Below are 16,783 nucleotides of genomic sequence, written 5' to 3'. Positions count from 1 at the left end.
GCTTTTTACGAGAAAAGGATGACTTTTTATTTGGTGTTTGTTATAAAATAGCGCAGAATATCAGACTGGGAATTGACTGTACTGCCAGGCATTATTCAAGGCGCAGAAATGGTGGCAAAACCACACACGTAAACCCTATGCTCGGTGCGCAAACCAACGATCCGTGCTGACGCTTTATAAAGGCCGCGCACCGGACAAGCACATGAAGTCTTTTTCTTTCATTAGCAAAGAAAAATCATTTTATGCCGGGCATGCGCTGATCGGTGTTTAGCCAAGTCAACCCAAGGCATTCAGCAGGGCTCAACGATCATCGATTCCCTGTGACCGTTTTATTTTTAAGGATTCGCTTCAATGCTTCGCAAAATTATCGGACTTTTTTCCAACGACCTCTCCATCGACCTTGGCACCGCCAACACTTTGATTTATGTCCGGGGCAAAGGCATGGTGCTCAATGAACCATCGGTCGTCGCCATTATGAACAACCGACAGGGATCAAACTCCCGCTCCATTGTCGCCGTCGGGGAAGGCGCCAAGCAGATGCTGGGCAAGGAAAACCAGAAGATTCAGACCATCCGCCCGATGAAAGACGGCGTGATTGCCGACTTTGAAGTCACTGAAAAAATGCTGCAATCCTTCATTCGCAAGGTGCATGAAGCGCGCTTTTTCCAACCCAGCCCTCGGGTTCTGGTCTGTGTGCCTTGCGGCTCTACCCAGGTTGAGCGACGCGCCATTCGTGAATCCGCCGCCGGTGCCGGTGCCCGCGAAGTTTATTTGATTGAAGAGCCCATGGCCGCAGCCATTGGCGCAGGCATGCCAGTGAGCGAAGCCACCGGTTCCATGGTCGTTGACATCGGCGGGGGCACCACCGAAGTGGCAACACTGTCACTAAACGGCATTGTCTGGTCCGATTCGGTCAAAGTCGGCGGCGACCGTTTTGACGATGCCATCATCAAATACGTTCGTCGCAACTACGGCATGATCATTGGCGAAGCCACCGCTGAAAAAATCAAAAAAGAGATTGGCACCGCCTACCACGAAATCGAACCGGATACCCTCGAGATTCATGGTGCTAACATTGCCGAATCCGTACCGCGACGCTTTACCCTCAACAGCAATGAAATTCTGGAAGCGTTGCAGGAGCCTCTGTCGGCAATCGTCAGTGCCGTTCGAACCGCTCTGGAACACACGCCTCCCGAGTTGGGCGCGGACATTGCCGAACACGGCATTGTACTAACCGGTGGTGGCGCCTTGCTTCGCAACTTGAACACATTGCTCTCCGAAGAAACCGGGGTCCCGGTGATCATCGCAGACGACCCGCTCACCTGTGTTGCACGAGGCGGGGGCCGCGCGCTGGAACTGATGGACGAAAAAGGCATTGATGTCTTCTCTCTGGATTGATACCTGAGCGCATAAAACAACTCAACAAAGGGAAAAGGGCATGGTCATGGCGTGCTTTCAGCCAAAAGGAGGTTTGCAATCAATCTGACCACGACCTCCCCCCAAAAGGAAGCCACTCAATTTCTGGCCCTGTTTATTCTGTCGATCGCGCTGATGGTGGCTGACCACTACAGCCAGGCATTAACGCATTTCCGCTCCCTGCTGTTGACCACGCTCGACCCGATTGAGCGTGCTGCCGCGCTGCCTGGCGAGTGGTATGACTGGTTTCAACAAGACTACCAAACACTCAATGAAGTCCAGCTTGAGAACCAACGCCTGAAAACCGAAATTCTGCTGCTCAAAGCACAGCAACAACAATTCAGTAAACTCAAACTGGATGTCGAACGTCTCAACCGCCTGCTGGGCACGGCCAGCCAAATGGATGACACCCAGGTCCAAATCGCCTCGGTCAGTTTCTACAGCCAAACGCCATATACCCACTTTTACACTCTAAACAAAGGGCAGCTGGATCAGGTGGAATTGAATCAAACGGTGATTGATGCCAAAGGGGTGGTCGGGCAAATCACAAGCACCACCCCCGTCAGCAGTCGAGTGCGCTTGATTACCGATCCCGAAATTCAGGTGCCGGTTCGAGTCCAACGTAACGGGCAACGCGGCATGCTCAGCGGCATGGGGCATGACCGGCTCAAACTAATGTTCATTCCAGATGGCGCAGCCATTCGGGTCGGAGACCTCCTGGAAACGTCGGGGCTGGGGCATGTGTACCCGGAAGGCTACCCCATCGCTCGGGTCACACAGGTCAGTCAGACGCAAGGCCGACCGTACCTGAGCATTCAGGCCGAGCCCGTGGCAGAACTCAACCGATCGCAAAAAGTACTGATTCTGACCCGGCCCGTGTCAATGAGGGACCCGCACGATGACGACTAAGGTGTTTTCGCTCAAACTCAGCGATGTGAAATGGCTCTGGCTTGCCAGCTTTCTAATCGGCCTGGTACTGGACACCATGCTCATGATCAGTGCCGACATCCATAACGCGCCGTCTTTAACCTTACTGATTTTGATCTTTTGGACCACACAAATTTTTGAGCACACCCACCTTTTTTCCGCGTTTATTCTGGGGTTGCTGTTTGACGCCATCCTTGCCAGCCCTCTCGGTGCCCATGCTCTGCTCTTTGTTCTGATCACCTTCATGATGCTGCGCATCCGTCAAAGCTTCAAGGCCTTCCCGGTCTGGCAGCAAAGCATGATGATCGTGATTTACTATGCCATTTTTCAAGCCCTGAGCTGGCTTCTGCTTCAACCAGCGCTCTCCGGCGCTGGGTGGACGTTTTATGTTCTGGAACCGGTCTTCGCGGGCTTGTTGTGGCCAGTGATTACCATGACACTGGCCCGCTTTACCCAAAAACTGCTGTTTCACTGAACCATGCTGCACTCATCAGGCGCCTACCAAACAGAAACCGAACGGAAGCAACAACGCCGCCTGTTTCGTAACCGAGTGTTGGCTGCCTTTGCACTGGCGCTGCTCTTCTTTCTGATCCTGCTTGCCAGAATGGCGTACTTGCAATGGTTTAACTACAATCAATACCATGCACTGGCAGAGGGCAACCGGATTTCAGTCGAAGCCATCTCACCCGTCCGTGGGCGCATCTACGATCGCAATCATGTTCTGCTGGCCGGTAACCGCCCGGTTTTCGCATTAAAATTCGATAAAACCAAAATCAACGACATTGAGACGACGCTGTCAGAGCTGGGCACGCTTTTGCCTAATCTGCCGGCCCATCGTTTCGATCAGTTTGCCGAACGTTTTCAGAAAGCGAGCATCCACCGCCCGATTTTTTTCTCTTATACGCTCAGTGAGGAAGAAGCGTCGCGTTTCGCGGTGAACAATTTCCGTTTCCCCGGCATTTCGCTGGTTTCAAAGCTGCAACGCTACTACCCTCATGGCAAAGCCGCAGTCCATGCGCTGGGGTACGTGGGGCGCATCAACCGCCGGGAACTTGCCACGGTTGACCCGGCTCGCTATGCCGGGACCGATGCCATAGGCAAACTCGGTGTCGAAAAGCAATACGAATCGACTCTACATGGCTACCCAGGGGTACAACAAATAGAAACCAATGCCAATGGACGCGTCATTCGCAAACTCGAAACCACCCCGCCTAAAGCAGGTCAGGACATCCAACTGGCACTGGACATTCGGCTGCAACTCTACATTGAATCCTTACTGGCCGACCAGAAGGCCTCCGTCGTTGTGACAAACCCCAACAATGGTGAAATTCTGGCCTATGTGAGCTTACCCGGCTACGACCCCAATCACTTTGTTGATGGCATCTCGCAATCCCGCTACCAGGCGCTGCTGTCAGACTACGATCGTCCTCTGATCAATCGCGTTGTCAATGGGCAATACCCGCCCGGCTCCACGGTAAAACCGTTTGTGGCCCTGGGCGCGATTGAACAGAACATTATCTCCCCCACAAAAAAAATCTTTGATCCCGGTTACATGGAGTTCAAAGGCCACCGCTACCGGGACTGGAAGCGTGAAGGACATGGCCTGGTCGACATGCATGATGCGGTGGTGCAATCCTGCGACACCTATTTTTATGAACTGAGCCTGGACATGGGCATCGACATGATCCATGACCAACTTTACCCGTTTGGGTTTGGCCACAAAACCGATATCGACCTGCCACAGGAATCAGTCGGCATCCTACCTTCAAAGGCCTGGAAACAAGAAGCCAAAGGAGAAAACTGGTACACAGGGGAGACCATCATTGCCATCATCGGCCAGGGCTACTTTCTGACCACCCCGATCCAACTGGCGAAAGCCATTTCCACCCTTGCCAATTATGGCGAAATTGTGCGGCCTCATTTAAATCTGGCTGCCCCCTCACCCGACAAGCAGCAAATCCCGATTCAGCGCATCGAAAACTGGGACCAAGTGATCGACTCCATGGTTGACGTGCTGAGAATTCCACGCGGCACCGCCTGGCGATATGCCCGCGACATTGACTTCCCCATGGCTGGGAAAACCGGTACCTCACAGGTGTTCAGCCTGGGTCAGGACGAAGAATACAATGAAGAGGAACTCAGTGATCGGCTGCTGGATCACTCCCTCTTTGTCGGGTTTGCCCCTGTCAAAAACCCGGAAATTGCGGTCACGGTCGTGATCGAAAACGCGCAAATCAAAGCCGCGGACATGGCCGTCAAAATTGCCGACTATTACATGAATGAGTTACGCAATGAAAATTGATCTACCGGAAAAAGAAACCGTTTATCGCCAAAACCGGGGCGGGCTGGAAATGTTTCACCTGGATTTATGGTTGGTTTTGCTGCTGCTGGCTTTGGCTGCCTTAGGCAGCGCCGTGGTTTACAGTGCTTCCGGCGGAGACGAGGAGCTTTTATGGCGCCACATCATCCGACTTGGCTTGGCTTTCGGGATTATGGTGGCGTTTGCGCAAATCCCGCCCAATCAAATCCGCATACACACCCCATGGATATTCGGGGCCGGCATCGGCATGCTGATTGCCGTATTTTTGTTTGGGGACCTGGGTAAGGGAGCGCAGCGTTGGCTGGACCTGGGGTTTGTACGATTTCAGCCCTCGGAAATCATGAAAGTGGCCCTGCCCCTGATGCTGGCCTGGCTGTTTGCGCAGAACACCCTGCCCCCTGCTTCAAAATACCTGCTTTTGGGACTGGGACTGATCGGACTGACCTCGGGCCTGATTATTATGCAGCCTGATCTGGGCACCGCGGTACTCATTGCCGCCAGTGGTTTGTTCGTGGTGTTTTTTGCCGGCCTTTCGTGGCGATGGATTCTCTCAGCCATGGTCGCGGTGGTCGGCAGCCTGCCCATTGTATGGCACTTTTATATGTATGATTACCAGAAACAGCGCGTTTTAACGTTCCTCAACCCAGAAAGCGATCCACTGGGAAGCGGCTATCACATTATCCAATCCAAAATCGCCATCGGCTCCGGGGGATTAGAAGGCAAAGGCTTTATGGGCAGTTCTCAAGCCCACCTGGATTTTCTACCGGAAAGCACCACCGACTTTATCTTCTCCGTTATGGCCGAAGAGTTTGGCTTGATGGGCGTTTTGGTGTTACTCACACTGTATTTCCTGGTGATTGCGCGCGGCTTGTACATGGCCACGCAAATGCAGGACAATTTTGCACGCCTAACCGCTGCCAGCGTGGTGATGACGCTGTTCATTTATGTGTTTGTTAACATCGGCATGGTCAGCGGTTTGCTGCCGGTTGTGGGGCTACCTCTACCATTGATGAGCTATGGTGGCAGCTCGATGGTCACCCTGATGATCAGTTTCGGTATTTTAATGTCCTTTCACACCCATAAACGCCTGCTCTCAGCCAGCGAATAATCCAACAGACCTCCATCCCTGCAAAAATCACCAGGCCTGGTGGTTCCTGACAGAACCATGGAGAAGATGGCGTCGAGGCTTTGTATTCCCATCGAATTTCGCTAAAATAGCGCGGTATCATAGAAGCTGGCCGTCGGCGCCATTCAATGACGGCTTCCAGAGATGCCCATACTGCCAACCCCTTAAGAACAGGAAAAAAGAACCCCATGGCATTCCCCAAACTGTCTGTGTTCGTCACATTTGCGACGCTATTATTATCCGGTTTGATTCTGCCCGTCCAGGCCGAATCCCCACAGCCTAAACCCACCCCTCATGTGGTGCCTTCGCCACCAAACACCCAAGGGGATGCCTATGTATTGATCGATTATCACAGCGACCACATTATTGCCAGCAAAAACCCAAACAAACAATTCGAACCGGCCAGCCTGACCAAAATCATGACCGGCTATATCGTCTTCAACGAGCTGAACAAAGGCAACATTGCGCTTGACGACATGGTCACGATTTCGTCCAAGGCATGGAAAATGCCCGGATCAAAAATGTTCATCGAGGTGGGCAAGCAGGTCAGTGTTCAAAACCTGATTAAAGGCATGGTGATCCAATCCGGTAATGATGCCAGCGTCGCCCTGGCGGAGCACATCGCAGGCAGCGAAGAGGTGTTTGCCGAGCTGATGAACAAATACGCCAAATCTTTGGGCATGAACGACACGCATTTTATGAATGCGACCGGCCTGCCCCATCCCCAACATTATTCCAGTGCGCGCGACATGGCCCGCCTAACCAAAGCCCTGATTACCGAATTTCCGGAACAATACAGTTGGTATTCCCAGAAGAAATTCACCTTTAATGGCATTACCCAGTACAACCGCAACAAACTGTTGTGGCAAGACCCAAGTGTCGACGGACTCAAAACCGGCTACACCGAAGCCGCGGGCTATTGCCTCGTGACTTCGGCCGAGCGCGATCAGATGCGCTTGATCTCCGTGATTCTGGGCACCGAAAGTGCCAAAGCCCGGGTGCGCGAAAGCCAAAAACTGCTTAACTACGGTTTCCGATTCTTTGAAACCCATGCCATGTATGAAGGTGGCCAGCGCCTGGACGATGCACGCGTCTGGGAAGGCAAGCTGGACACCATTGGGCTGGGGATTGAAAAACCCGTCTTTGTTACGGTTCCCCGCGGTCAGTACCAGAATCTGCAGGTGGAAACCCGCATTGACCAGCAGGTAACCGCACCGGTAACAGCTGGCCAGGAACTGGGGCGTCTGACCGTTCAGTTCAACGGTGAGGCCATCGTTGATCGACCGCTGGTCGCACTGGCCGATGTGGAAGAAGGCTCTTTTTTCAAGAAACTGTTTGACCAGATCCAACAGTTGTTTGCCAGCCTGTTTTCCTGGTTGAACGGCGGCGAGTGATGGCAAAATCCAGCGGGCAGTTTGCATACTTGAATGGCGACTTTCTGCCACTGGAAAAGTGCCGCGTCTCCCCCCAGGATCGTGGCTTTCTGTTCGGGGACGGGGTCTACGAAGTCATCCCGGTGTTTAACGGCACCCCTTTCAAGCTTGAGGCGCACCTGAACCGATTGAGCCAAAGCCTGGATCAAAGTCGGATTTTAAATCCGATGGATGCAGAGCAATGGCAGGCCATGCTGACCAAATTAATCAGCTACCACCCCTGGCCCAACCAGGTGGTCTACCTGCAGGTCACACGCGGCACCCAAATGCGGCGTGACCACCTCCCGGATCCGGATTTGTCCCCCACTTTGTATGCCTACGCCAGTGAACTCAAGTCAGTGAACTCAGAGTGGTTGGCGGGTGGGCTCTCAGTGGTGACCTTGCCGGATGATCGCTGGCAGCACTGCAATATCAAAGCCATTACCCTTTTGCCGAACATTCTTTTGAAACTGCAGGCCCAAGATCAAGGGGCGGATGACGCCATTCTGTATCGGGAAGACGGTTTGATCACCGAAGGCACCGCAAGCAATGTTTTTGTGGTGGCCGGTGACCAGGTCAGCACGCCTCCTTTGTCTGATCACTTGCTTGCAGGGGTGACCCGCCAGGTGGTCATCGAACTGGCTCAGGCCTGTGACTTGCGCGTTTGCGAACAGCTCCTGACACGCCGGGATCTTGATGACGCCGATGAAATCTGGCTGACCAGTTCCACCAAAAACGCTTTGCCCGTCACGCAACTCAACCATCAGCCAGTCGGCAACGGCCAACCGGGGCCGATCTGGCAAAAGCTCAACACCCGCTTTGAACAAATCAAACAGGCCTGGCCCACTTCGTTGACGGATTGAACGCATATGACACGAGATTTACATACCGAAAACCTGATCGATTTCCCCTGCGATTACCGCCTCAAAGCGATGGGACGCCAGTCAGAGACATTGGAAACCACCGTGCTGACCATTACTCGTAAATACGCACCGGATACCCCGCAGGACAATGTGGAACTCAAACATTCCAGCAAGGGCCGGTTTGTCTCGGTCAACGTCACCTTTCATGCCACCAGTATGGAACAGCTGCACAATATTTACGCCGAGCTCAAGGATCACCCCGAAATCCTGATGATGCTCTAAGCCATGTCGACCCTCCAAATTCGTTACCAAGGCGAGCAGCCCTACCTCGAGACCTGGCAAGCCATGCGGCGTTTCACCGATGAGCGCACGGCAGAGACACCGGATGAGCTCTGGCTGGTTTCGCACCCGCCGGTTTATACCCAGGGACTTAATGGCGATGCCCGCTTTGTTTTACCCGCCGCCTACGACAGCGGCATCCCCATTGTCGACACCGACCGGGGAGGCCAAATCACCTACCATGGACCGGGCCAGATCATTGGCTATCTGCTACTGGACTTGAAGCGCCATCAACTCGGTGTCCGGGCGCTGGTCAGCGTAATGGAATCCATCCTGATTGAGTTTCTAGCGCAACACGGAATCGACGCTCATACGCGCCCAAACGCACCCGGCGTCTACGTTCACAACGCCAAAATTGCCTCATTAGGCCTGAAGGTCCGCCGTGGCCGAACCTATCACGGCTGGGCCCTGAACTATGACATGGATCTGACTCCATTTCATGCCATCACCCCCTGCGGATTGCATCAGACCAGCGTCACACAGGTTCGAGACTGCCTGCACAACACCCCTTTGCCCTCACTGGAGGAGGCAAGCCGACAACTGGCCCAGGCATTCGTTCAGGCGTTTAGATCGCTCTGATTCAGACCGGACAATGGTTTCCAAAGCGAGAACCATCGCCTATAATCCATCTTTTATGAACAAAACAAACAGGCCTTTATGAGTGCTCCCAACTATCAGGAAATTTCTCTCGACGCGGTCGCCGGACTTAAAGCACGCAACCAGGCGATGAGCAAGGGGGAATACAAAACCAAATCGTTGCGTCATAAGCCCGACCCCAGTCAACCCAAGCTCAAAAAACCCCGTTGGATCAAAGCCAAGCTGCCACCGGCCCGACACATTGGCAAAGTCAAAGAACTCAAAGCGATCCTGAGAGAACAAAAGCTCAACACCGTCTGCGAAGAGGCATCGTGCCCGAATCTGGGCGAATGCTTCGGCCATGGCACGGCCACGTTTATGATCATGGGCCAGATCTGCACGCGCAAATGCCCTTTTTGCGACGTCGCCCATGGACGCCCCCAGGCGCTCGATCAAGAGGAACCGCAACACCTCGCCGACACCATTCAAGCCATGGGGCTGTCGCATGTGGTGATCACCTCCGTGGACCGGGATGATTTACGCGACGGCGGTGCCAAACATTTCCAATCCTGTATTGACGCCATTCGCCATAGCAGCCCGGACATCACCATTGAAACCCTGGTACCGGATTTCCGCGGTCGCCTGACCGTTGCATTGGAAACTCTGCAGAACTGCCCGCCAGATGTGATGAACCATAATCTGGAAACCGTCCCCAGACTCTATGAAGAAGCTCGCCCTGGGGCCAACTATCAAGCTTCGCTGACCCTGCTTGAGGAATTTAAGCGCCGCGCCCCCGATTGCATGACCAAATCCGGCCTAATGGTCGGTTTGGGGGAAACCATGGAAGAACTGCTTGAGGTCATGCAGGATTTGCGCGCGCACAATGTAGAGATGTTGACGGTGGGCCAGTACCTGCAGCCTTCGGATTATCACCTGCCGGTGGCTCGCTATTGGACGCCGGAGGAGTTCGCCACCATTGAAGAAAAAGGCTATGAAATGGGCTTTACCCACGTTGCCTCAGGGCCGATGGTGCGATCGTCCTACCATGCTGATCGACAGGCACGTGCGGCGCACAGCTGTGAGTTACAACACTAATTTGGACTGAACATCGCTATTTTGGATTGAACAAAGGTAATTTGTACCGGGAGTGGGTTTGAGATACGGATACCAAGCAGACATCCCTCCGATTAAAGAGTTCCCCAAGGGAGGCTGGTCAATCGTCTGGCACGGAAGGGTCAAAAGAAACCCCAACGTATCTTCGGAACCCACGATAGAGTTGTTCATTCGCTCAAAACAGGGCGACCAGCTCATAGATAAAACAATTGAAGTCGGTACCGGGCAGCTCCCTATTCTAAAAATAGGAACCTATTGGGTTGACGGCAGATTGACGACCGGAACTCCCTCCAAAATAAAAAAATTCACACTCCCCGGCATCCATATCTCACCGGAAACGACCCGGACCATCGCCGCCTGGGAGAAGATTGATGACGGCAGGTATGCAATTAAACCCCATAGTCTAAAAATTCCGCGAGAAGCGGCCAACTCCAAATGCCTCGCCATCGAATACAACGACGATCCTTACGGCATTATCATCCCGGCTTCCGAAATCGCTCGATTATATTACTGCAATTCGACAGACCTTTCCCACAGCGCTTTTTGGGGCGAATATAGCTTTGCCGTCGATCAAATCGTCAACCCAAAAAAATGCGGCTACGACGAAGAAAACGATCGTGCGATCGTTCACCTCAGACAAAAGTTTGAAACAAAAGATGCCTGGACGATCGGTCGTATCCTTTTCGACGAAACGGCCCGAGAAGGCGTGCAGGAGATTCACAATAGTCTGTTACGCTACATGGACACGGAAGAATCGGGCCTGTTCAACTGCGGAATGCCTTTTATCGGCAACACTCGCTGGATCGCAAAAGGCATCCAAACGGGAACGAAAGACCACCCCAGATACCTGGTGCTACAGCTTCAAAAATGCTCACACCCTTTCCCGTTCTCGGAACTTCAAGCCAACCGTGACAACAACGCCTCACAGGCAGATCCGGAAAAAGACATTCCTCCGGGAGAAAAAAAGCCCTACCAAAGGGGAAAAAACGACAAGAAAAACGGAAACAAGGGAGCGCTTAACAGCGAGGCCGAAACGAACAAAAACTTCCCGATCACCAATATCCTGAATCAGTCATCGCAATTCGACTTCCTGGAAGACAAGGAAATCATTAAGCCGGACAGCAAAGAATACAACGAATACAAATCCGTTCCCAACCAACCCAAAACACCCAGCCCGACCGGGTTTGGAACTGGGCAAGGCGACTACAGCCAAGACTCCACAAACCAACAGGCCAAAATCAAAAGAAAGAAAGGCGTCGGAGCCGATCTTGAAATGCTGACCGAAGCTGTAAACCTACTGTCCGAAGAAGGAATGAAAATCGGCATACGAACGGTTGACCATATGCCATTATCCGGCCCAGAAGGCAAAAGACAATGGGCCTACCTTGAGTCTTCAAGCCATACCAAGAGAACGGTCATCGTCATCGACATTGAGCGCAACAACAAACACTACTGCTGGGTCGATATTGAGCAGCGACACAAAGGAGAGTGCGCCGTCGGCTTACTAAAGCATAAAGAACCAATAAACGAAGAAACTCTTAGCTTAATTCTTCGTAATCTCTCAAGACTAAAAGGGGTTTGGGTAGGGGCTAATGGTAAAGCAGTAGATGGAACAAACATTGCATTGAAACGAGTTTTGCATACTTGGAATTCTGTAACGAAACTAGTAAATTGCCTTGAATCAAAAACACTAGAGCTAACTTAAGTAAAATTCCCCTATCATTTTATAACTATGCTAATATCGAATTTTTTAATTAAGCGAAAAATAACTAGACAAATATTCGAGTGACTAATGGAAGATTTAAACAAAATAAGGCTCCCCAAGCTTACATACGTAGAGCTTGATGGTTTTTCTATTTATAAAAAAGTGGATGGCAAAATCAGCCTGGACATTTCAAAAGATGTATATTGCCTAACAGGCGCTAATGGTTTGGGAAAATCGACCTTTTTAACTTCAATTATTTACGGTTTCTGCGGATTTTTGAGAGGACAAAGTACAGATCTAACAGCTCCTGATAAAAGGGAAAAAGAAGGAAGAAAAATTGCTAGAAATTATTTTTCAGGCCGTTCAGACTTTAATGGAGAATCGTCGATTTCCTTAAAGTTCACAATAGAAGTCTATCAATATTCTATCAAGAGAAAAATTTCCGAAGCAGGAGAGATATTAAGCTTAAACATAATCGATATAAGCAATGGTAATAAAGATTTGTACCAAGACAACGCTACTGATAGCACAGACGTTAAAACAGATATTTTTGAAAAGTACATTGCACTCCACACAAATCTTAAATCCTTTCATCGTTTTGCCTTTCTTATTCAAGATGTAATGTCTTTTGACGAAAACCACCATTTATTATTTTGGGACTCTCATGCTTTGGAATATGCTCTATTTAGTTGTATCGGGTTAGATCCGTCTATTGCAGACAAAACGAACGCTGACAAATTCGAGTCAGAACGAATAGCTTCTCATATCAGGAACACGCAATGGGCCATTTCTCAAGCAAAAAAAGCAATCAGTGAATCCCTAAAAGATATCGATATCGGCATCCTTGACATGGAAAAAGCTCAAGAATTACAAGAAGAAATTGACTCAATTCAGGACGAAATTGAGCTTTTGGAAAGGCAAAAAAGGGATGAAGAGTCTTTACTAGCACAAGAAGTACAAAATAAATTTGATAAAGAAATAAAATTCAGAAATTTATTTAAAAACTTCTCTTCTAGAACATTGCAAACAAAATTTTATAAAAAAGTCGAACAATCCATAATCGACCAAAGTTGTTTTTCATGCGGCTCAACAAGCGAAGAATCTATTAAAAATATAAGAAAATTAACTGATAGCGAGTGCTGTCCAGTATGTAACACTTACATTGAAAAGAATGAGCTTAACGAGGGTTTAACAAGTGAACTCACTAAAGCAGATTTAGAAATTCAAGAGGCTCAAGCCGAAATAGTAAAAATTGAAGAAAAGTGCTCAAATTTAAACAACAGAATTACAGCACAAATAACATCAAAAGAACAACTACAATCAGAATTGCATCAACTTGTTCCAGAAGGTTTTTCCATTGAAGAGCATGAAAATACAATTAAAAAAAATTCTCATATTGATGCTCTAGAGAAAACCAAAAGGAAATACATAGAAGAAAAAGCAAAAATTGATAAAAGTTATGCTGAAGGCTTCAAGCTGCTTGCAGACCAATATCTGACCATTGAAAATAAATTTGTTCCTTTATTTAAAAAATTAGCCCAAAAATTCATAGGTGTTGAGGTTGAAATCAACATGGACATGTCACCCAACAAAAAACCTAACCACAAAAAACCTCCTCTATCTTTATTTATAGGAGGCTCAGCTAGGGCTGCTAAACATGAACTTTCAGAAAGCCAACGGTTCTTCATCGACATAGCACTTAAAATGAGTTTAATTCAGTTTGCAACCAAAGAGGATGAAAATGTAACAATGCTACTAGACACCCCAGAAGGATCGCTAGATATTGCTTATGAGGCGATGGTTGGAGAAATGTTCTCTCAGTTTGCTTTAAAGAATAGCTTATTTTTGACTGCAAACTTGAATAGTTCAAAAATACTTACTCAACTAGCGAAGAACTGTGGTCATCAAAAAATGCATGTTGAGAGAATGACTGGTTGGGCAGATTTATCACAGGTTCAACAAGACTCTGAAGGACTATTCAATGATGCTTACGATGAAATTGCAAAACACTTAGGAGCCTAAACTTGACTGATTACCAAGACTACGCTCTGTTTGACCTTTTATTTACCCTTAAAAGACTAGAAGACAACTTCATTAATGATATAAGCGTTGATGAATTACTTGTTATTCTTTACTTATCTGCTTTTATTGGAATCAACAAAGGGCTCTCATATTCAGCTTGGGGATATAAGTTTTACTTATCTGAAAGTCGCATTACTTCCAAGGAAATAATAAAAGCCATTGAAATGGCACAAGAAATGGAATATATAGTTTTTTCACCAGAAGAAATTACTAACGTTTCTTTAACTTCATCTGGAAAAAAAACTGTCCAATTTTTTTCCAAATTATCGGTTTTTGAAAACAGGAAAAATAGTATTAGTAATAGTTGTGACATCTGCTTGCTTTCGGACTTATCAACAGTTTTGAACGGAATTTATAGCAACGATGAGTTAAATAACCCAGATTTAAGAAGCTCTATAAAAGAAGTTCTTGGTGAAGTTGCTACAGAGCACATGTATAAAAATCTAATAAATATTACCGAACAAGTCGGCCTCGATATACGTGACCCAATTTTGTCTACATTGACATGGGTTACATATAATAATACAGAGAAAAAAACACATAGCGGCTAGATTGATTTTATTTTAATATGAACAATTTAAACTCAACAATAAACCACATAAAAAATATGTTTTTTTCTATTGCTTCGATTAATGGCATACCAACAATAGAAATGATTAATTTAGTCAGAAATATAAAGCATTTTTTTAACTATGTATCTTTTGAATCTATTAATGGCCAAGTTTTAATAGGTACAGTTACTAATGAATCGATCAAAAATACGCAACTTAATAAGATAGATTGTATGGATGAGCTTCTATATTTTTATTCAAAAGAAAATAGGAATAATGACATCTGTCTTTTCGTAGATGAAGAAGAGCAAATTTGGTCATCTATTTTAGATATTGAACAAATTGAGAAGCTTCAATTAGAAGGAAATTTTTATAAACTAACTTCTGATAAAAAAGAATTTATCACTCACAACAATGTGACAATACAATTAACTCAACCAGATAATAAAAAATCCTGTTTTACAAATCTTGATTTTGAATTTTTAAGGTGCCAACTAAAAGCCTACAAAGATGAATCAGCGAGAAAAAGTACTTGTATGCTTTTAAACGATGCATGGCACAACCCCAAAGACAGAAAGGAGTTCAAATCAAGACCTGAACATTATATGCGCGATTCTCTTACTCAGTTTCTTAAAAATGTTTTCACAAGGAGAGCAGTTGTTCACCCTGAACAGAATGTTGACGACTCACATCCAGTTGATATCAAGGTTACCTTTAAAAATACTAATAGAACAGCAATACTAGAAGTCAAGTGGCTTGGAGACTCTATAAGTAACTCAGGAAAAAAGATTAAATATCGTGATGCCAGAGCCAAAGAAGGTGCAAAACAACTCAACGACTATCTTGATAAAATAAGCTCTCACGAGCCACAAAATGAAACTAGGGGATATTTAATTGTCTTTGATGCTCGTCGAAAAGACGAAGACTTATTCTTCTACCAAAATAAAGAAATAGAATATGATCCAAAATATGATGAAATACGGCCAGATTTTGATGAACCGCTGCGGTTCTTTATTGAACCAATATTAACGACAAGTTCATAATTTAGGATGAAGGAACAACCCAAAGCATAGTTTCATCTAAATCTTGTCGCCTCCCCTGTTGGTAACTCGTCCTTAGCTTTCTAAGAACTTCTTTTTTATGTGTTTTGTATCCAATACTTATAGCAATTTCTTCAAGTATATCGGCAACAGGTACTCTGATTGACTTATATGCACTATCACCAACAACCATAATGATATTTCCATCAACTGCTATCTTGGTTCGCATTTCCATTAACAATCCACCCAAATCACTAAAATAAGCTCCAACCATACTTGGTATATCTTTATGCCAAAGATTCTGCTCAATTTCCTTTAGTTGTTTTTCTACCTGCTCCAACAAAAAGGATTTTGCATAAATATTCCCATAATCTCTTTTAACTTGAACATGAGATCGCAACGTTTCTGATCTTAATGAAAGACACTGCTCATTAGACTTTATATAATCCAAAATCCAAAGTTCAACATTATAAACATCGGTATAATCGAAAGTATTGGGATAAGGTGGAGAAAATATCGACAAATCAAAACTTTGAACATTTTTTATTTGTTCACGACAATCACCTTTTAATAAATTAAAGTCTCTAGTCTTCGCACCATACTCTCTTATATCACATATTACTTCGTCTAATTTTTGCAGAAACAGCTCTTCAAAATCATCTACTTTAGATTGATTTTCTAGCCAGTTTTTTCTATATTTCCTTCCTTTTCCATCGATCAACACGTTGCTAACCGGAATCAGACAACTACCTAAAACAACCTTAAATAAACGCTTAACGTCTTGATCTTCAAATGAATTAATAACAGCCTTATACTGTAAAATTCGATGAAATAATGCTTCACTAAACAACCACCTATCTTTTATTCCTGGCTCACAAAATGTAGGGGGATATTTATCAATATCTTTTTGAGTTATGTGTATACGGTCCACTGCTTGAAGAAGGTCTAATTTCGCACTTTTTAAATCATTCAAGTCATATTGAGAAAGTTTCGATTGGGTTAAATCCGCTAAAAAGGGGTTAACTTCAATGGCTGTTGGCGTAATGCCTAAAAATTGACATGTTACTGCGGTAGTTCCACACCCTCCAAACGGATCCAAAACTGTCACAGGCCTAGTCTCAAGTGACGAGACAATGTCGGAAACCAATTGTGGAGAATATGCTTCTTTAAACCTAAACCATCTTTGGTAAGGTAGGTTTATACTTGGCTGATTTGATGAGTGAGGAGCTTCAACCTTAAGTTGATCAACCCATTTATCAAACAAATTTTCTTGATTAGCTAAGGAAGTGGACATGAACAGCCTTAAAAATAAT

The 16,783-nt window shown here is 47.0% G+C and carries 15 protein-coding genes; 14 read left to right on the top strand and 1 reads right to left on the bottom strand.

The annotated features are described in order from the left end of the window. Window positions 1-351 precede the first annotated feature (351 nt). From AVO41_RS08555 to AVO41_RS08490, 14 genes are all read left to right on the top strand, one after another. Complete coding sequence (locus AVO41_RS08555; RefSeq protein WP_068585618.1) at window positions 352-1,398, top strand: rod shape-determining protein; 1,047 nt, start codon at window positions 352-354, stop codon at window positions 1,396-1,398. A 51-nt stretch (window positions 1,399-1,449) separates the two neighbouring features. Beyond that, the gene (gene mreC / locus AVO41_RS08550; RefSeq protein WP_235584712.1) at window positions 1,450-2,325 is read left to right on the top strand and encodes a rod shape-determining protein MreC; all 876 of its coding nucleotides are present in this window, start codon (window positions 1,450-1,452) and stop codon (window positions 2,323-2,325) included. Then, complete coding sequence (gene mreD / locus AVO41_RS08545; RefSeq protein ID WP_068585615.1) at window positions 2,315-2,818, top strand: rod shape-determining protein MreD; 504 nt, start codon at window positions 2,315-2,317, stop codon at window positions 2,816-2,818. Before mreC ends, mreD begins: the two co-directional genes overlap by 11 nt. Before the next feature lie 3 nt (window positions 2,819-2,821). After that, window positions 2,822-4,645 carry a penicillin-binding protein 2 gene (gene mrdA, locus AVO41_RS08540; RefSeq protein WP_068585612.1) on the top strand — a complete coding sequence of 608 codons (1,824 nt, stop codon included), beginning with the start codon at window positions 2,822-2,824 and terminating at the stop codon, window positions 4,643-4,645. Further along, on the top strand, window positions 4,635-5,771 hold the full coding sequence (gene rodA, locus AVO41_RS08535; protein ID WP_068585609.1) for a rod shape-determining protein RodA: 1,137 nt from the start codon (window positions 4,635-4,637) through the stop codon (window positions 5,769-5,771). The genes mrdA and rodA overlap by 11 nt, the downstream gene beginning before the upstream one ends. 206 nt (window positions 5,772-5,977) lie before the next feature. After that, the gene (locus AVO41_RS08530; RefSeq protein WP_068585606.1) at window positions 5,978-7,183 is read left to right on the top strand and encodes a D-alanyl-D-alanine carboxypeptidase family protein; all 1,206 of its coding nucleotides are present in this window, start codon (window positions 5,978-5,980) and stop codon (window positions 7,181-7,183) included. Next, window positions 7,183-8,064, top strand: a complete 882-nt coding sequence (locus AVO41_RS08525; protein ID WP_068585603.1) for a D-amino acid aminotransferase — start codon at window positions 7,183-7,185, stop codon at window positions 8,062-8,064. Before AVO41_RS08530 ends, AVO41_RS08525 begins: the two co-directional genes overlap by 1 nt. 6 nt (window positions 8,065-8,070) lie before the next feature. Then, the gene (locus tag AVO41_RS08520) at window positions 8,071-8,346 is read left to right on the top strand and encodes a YbeD family protein (protein WP_068585600.1); all 276 of its coding nucleotides are present in this window, start codon (window positions 8,071-8,073) and stop codon (window positions 8,344-8,346) included. Between the two features lie 3 nt (window positions 8,347-8,349). Continuing rightward, entirely contained in the window at window positions 8,350-8,982 is a 633-nt protein-coding gene (gene lipB, locus AVO41_RS08515) for a lipoyl(octanoyl) transferase LipB (protein WP_068585596.1), read from the top strand. 78 nt (window positions 8,983-9,060) lie between these two features. After that, window positions 9,061-10,074 carry a lipoyl synthase gene (gene lipA / locus AVO41_RS08510; protein WP_068585593.1) on the top strand — a complete coding sequence of 338 codons (1,014 nt, stop codon included), beginning with the start codon at window positions 9,061-9,063 and terminating at the stop codon, window positions 10,072-10,074. A 58-nt stretch (window positions 10,075-10,132) separates the two neighbouring features. After that, complete coding sequence (locus AVO41_RS08505) at window positions 10,133-11,797, top strand: hypothetical protein (RefSeq protein WP_153003521.1); 1,665 nt, start codon at window positions 10,133-10,135, stop codon at window positions 11,795-11,797. A gap of 87 nt (window positions 11,798-11,884) precedes the next feature. Next, complete coding sequence (locus AVO41_RS08500) at window positions 11,885-13,819, top strand: hypothetical protein (protein WP_068585587.1); 1,935 nt, start codon at window positions 11,885-11,887, stop codon at window positions 13,817-13,819. 2 nt (window positions 13,820-13,821) lie between these two features. Beyond that, window positions 13,822-14,430: a hypothetical protein gene (locus AVO41_RS08495; protein WP_068585584.1), complete on the top strand. Its 609-nt coding sequence runs from the start codon at window positions 13,822-13,824 to the stop codon at window positions 14,428-14,430. Window positions 14,431-14,447: 17 nt separating this feature from the next. Further along, window positions 14,448-15,473: a hypothetical protein gene (locus AVO41_RS08490; protein WP_153003520.1), complete on the top strand. Its 1,026-nt coding sequence runs from the start codon at window positions 14,448-14,450 to the stop codon at window positions 15,471-15,473. Window position 15,474: 1 nt separating this feature from the next. Here the strand turns inward: AVO41_RS08490 and AVO41_RS08485 are convergent, their stop codons facing one another. Continuing rightward, window positions 15,475-16,764 (bottom strand): hypothetical protein, encoded by a 1,290-nt coding sequence (locus AVO41_RS08485; RefSeq protein WP_153003519.1) that lies wholly within the window; start codon window positions 16,762-16,764, stop codon window positions 15,475-15,477. Window positions 16,765-16,783 lie beyond the last annotated feature (19 nt).

Source organism: Thiomicrospira sp. WB1 (assembly GCF_001507535.1).
Taxonomy (GTDB): Bacteria; Pseudomonadota; Gammaproteobacteria; order Thiomicrospirales; family Thiomicrospiraceae; genus Hydrogenovibrio.
This window is presented reverse-complemented; position numbering and strand designations above follow the sequence as displayed.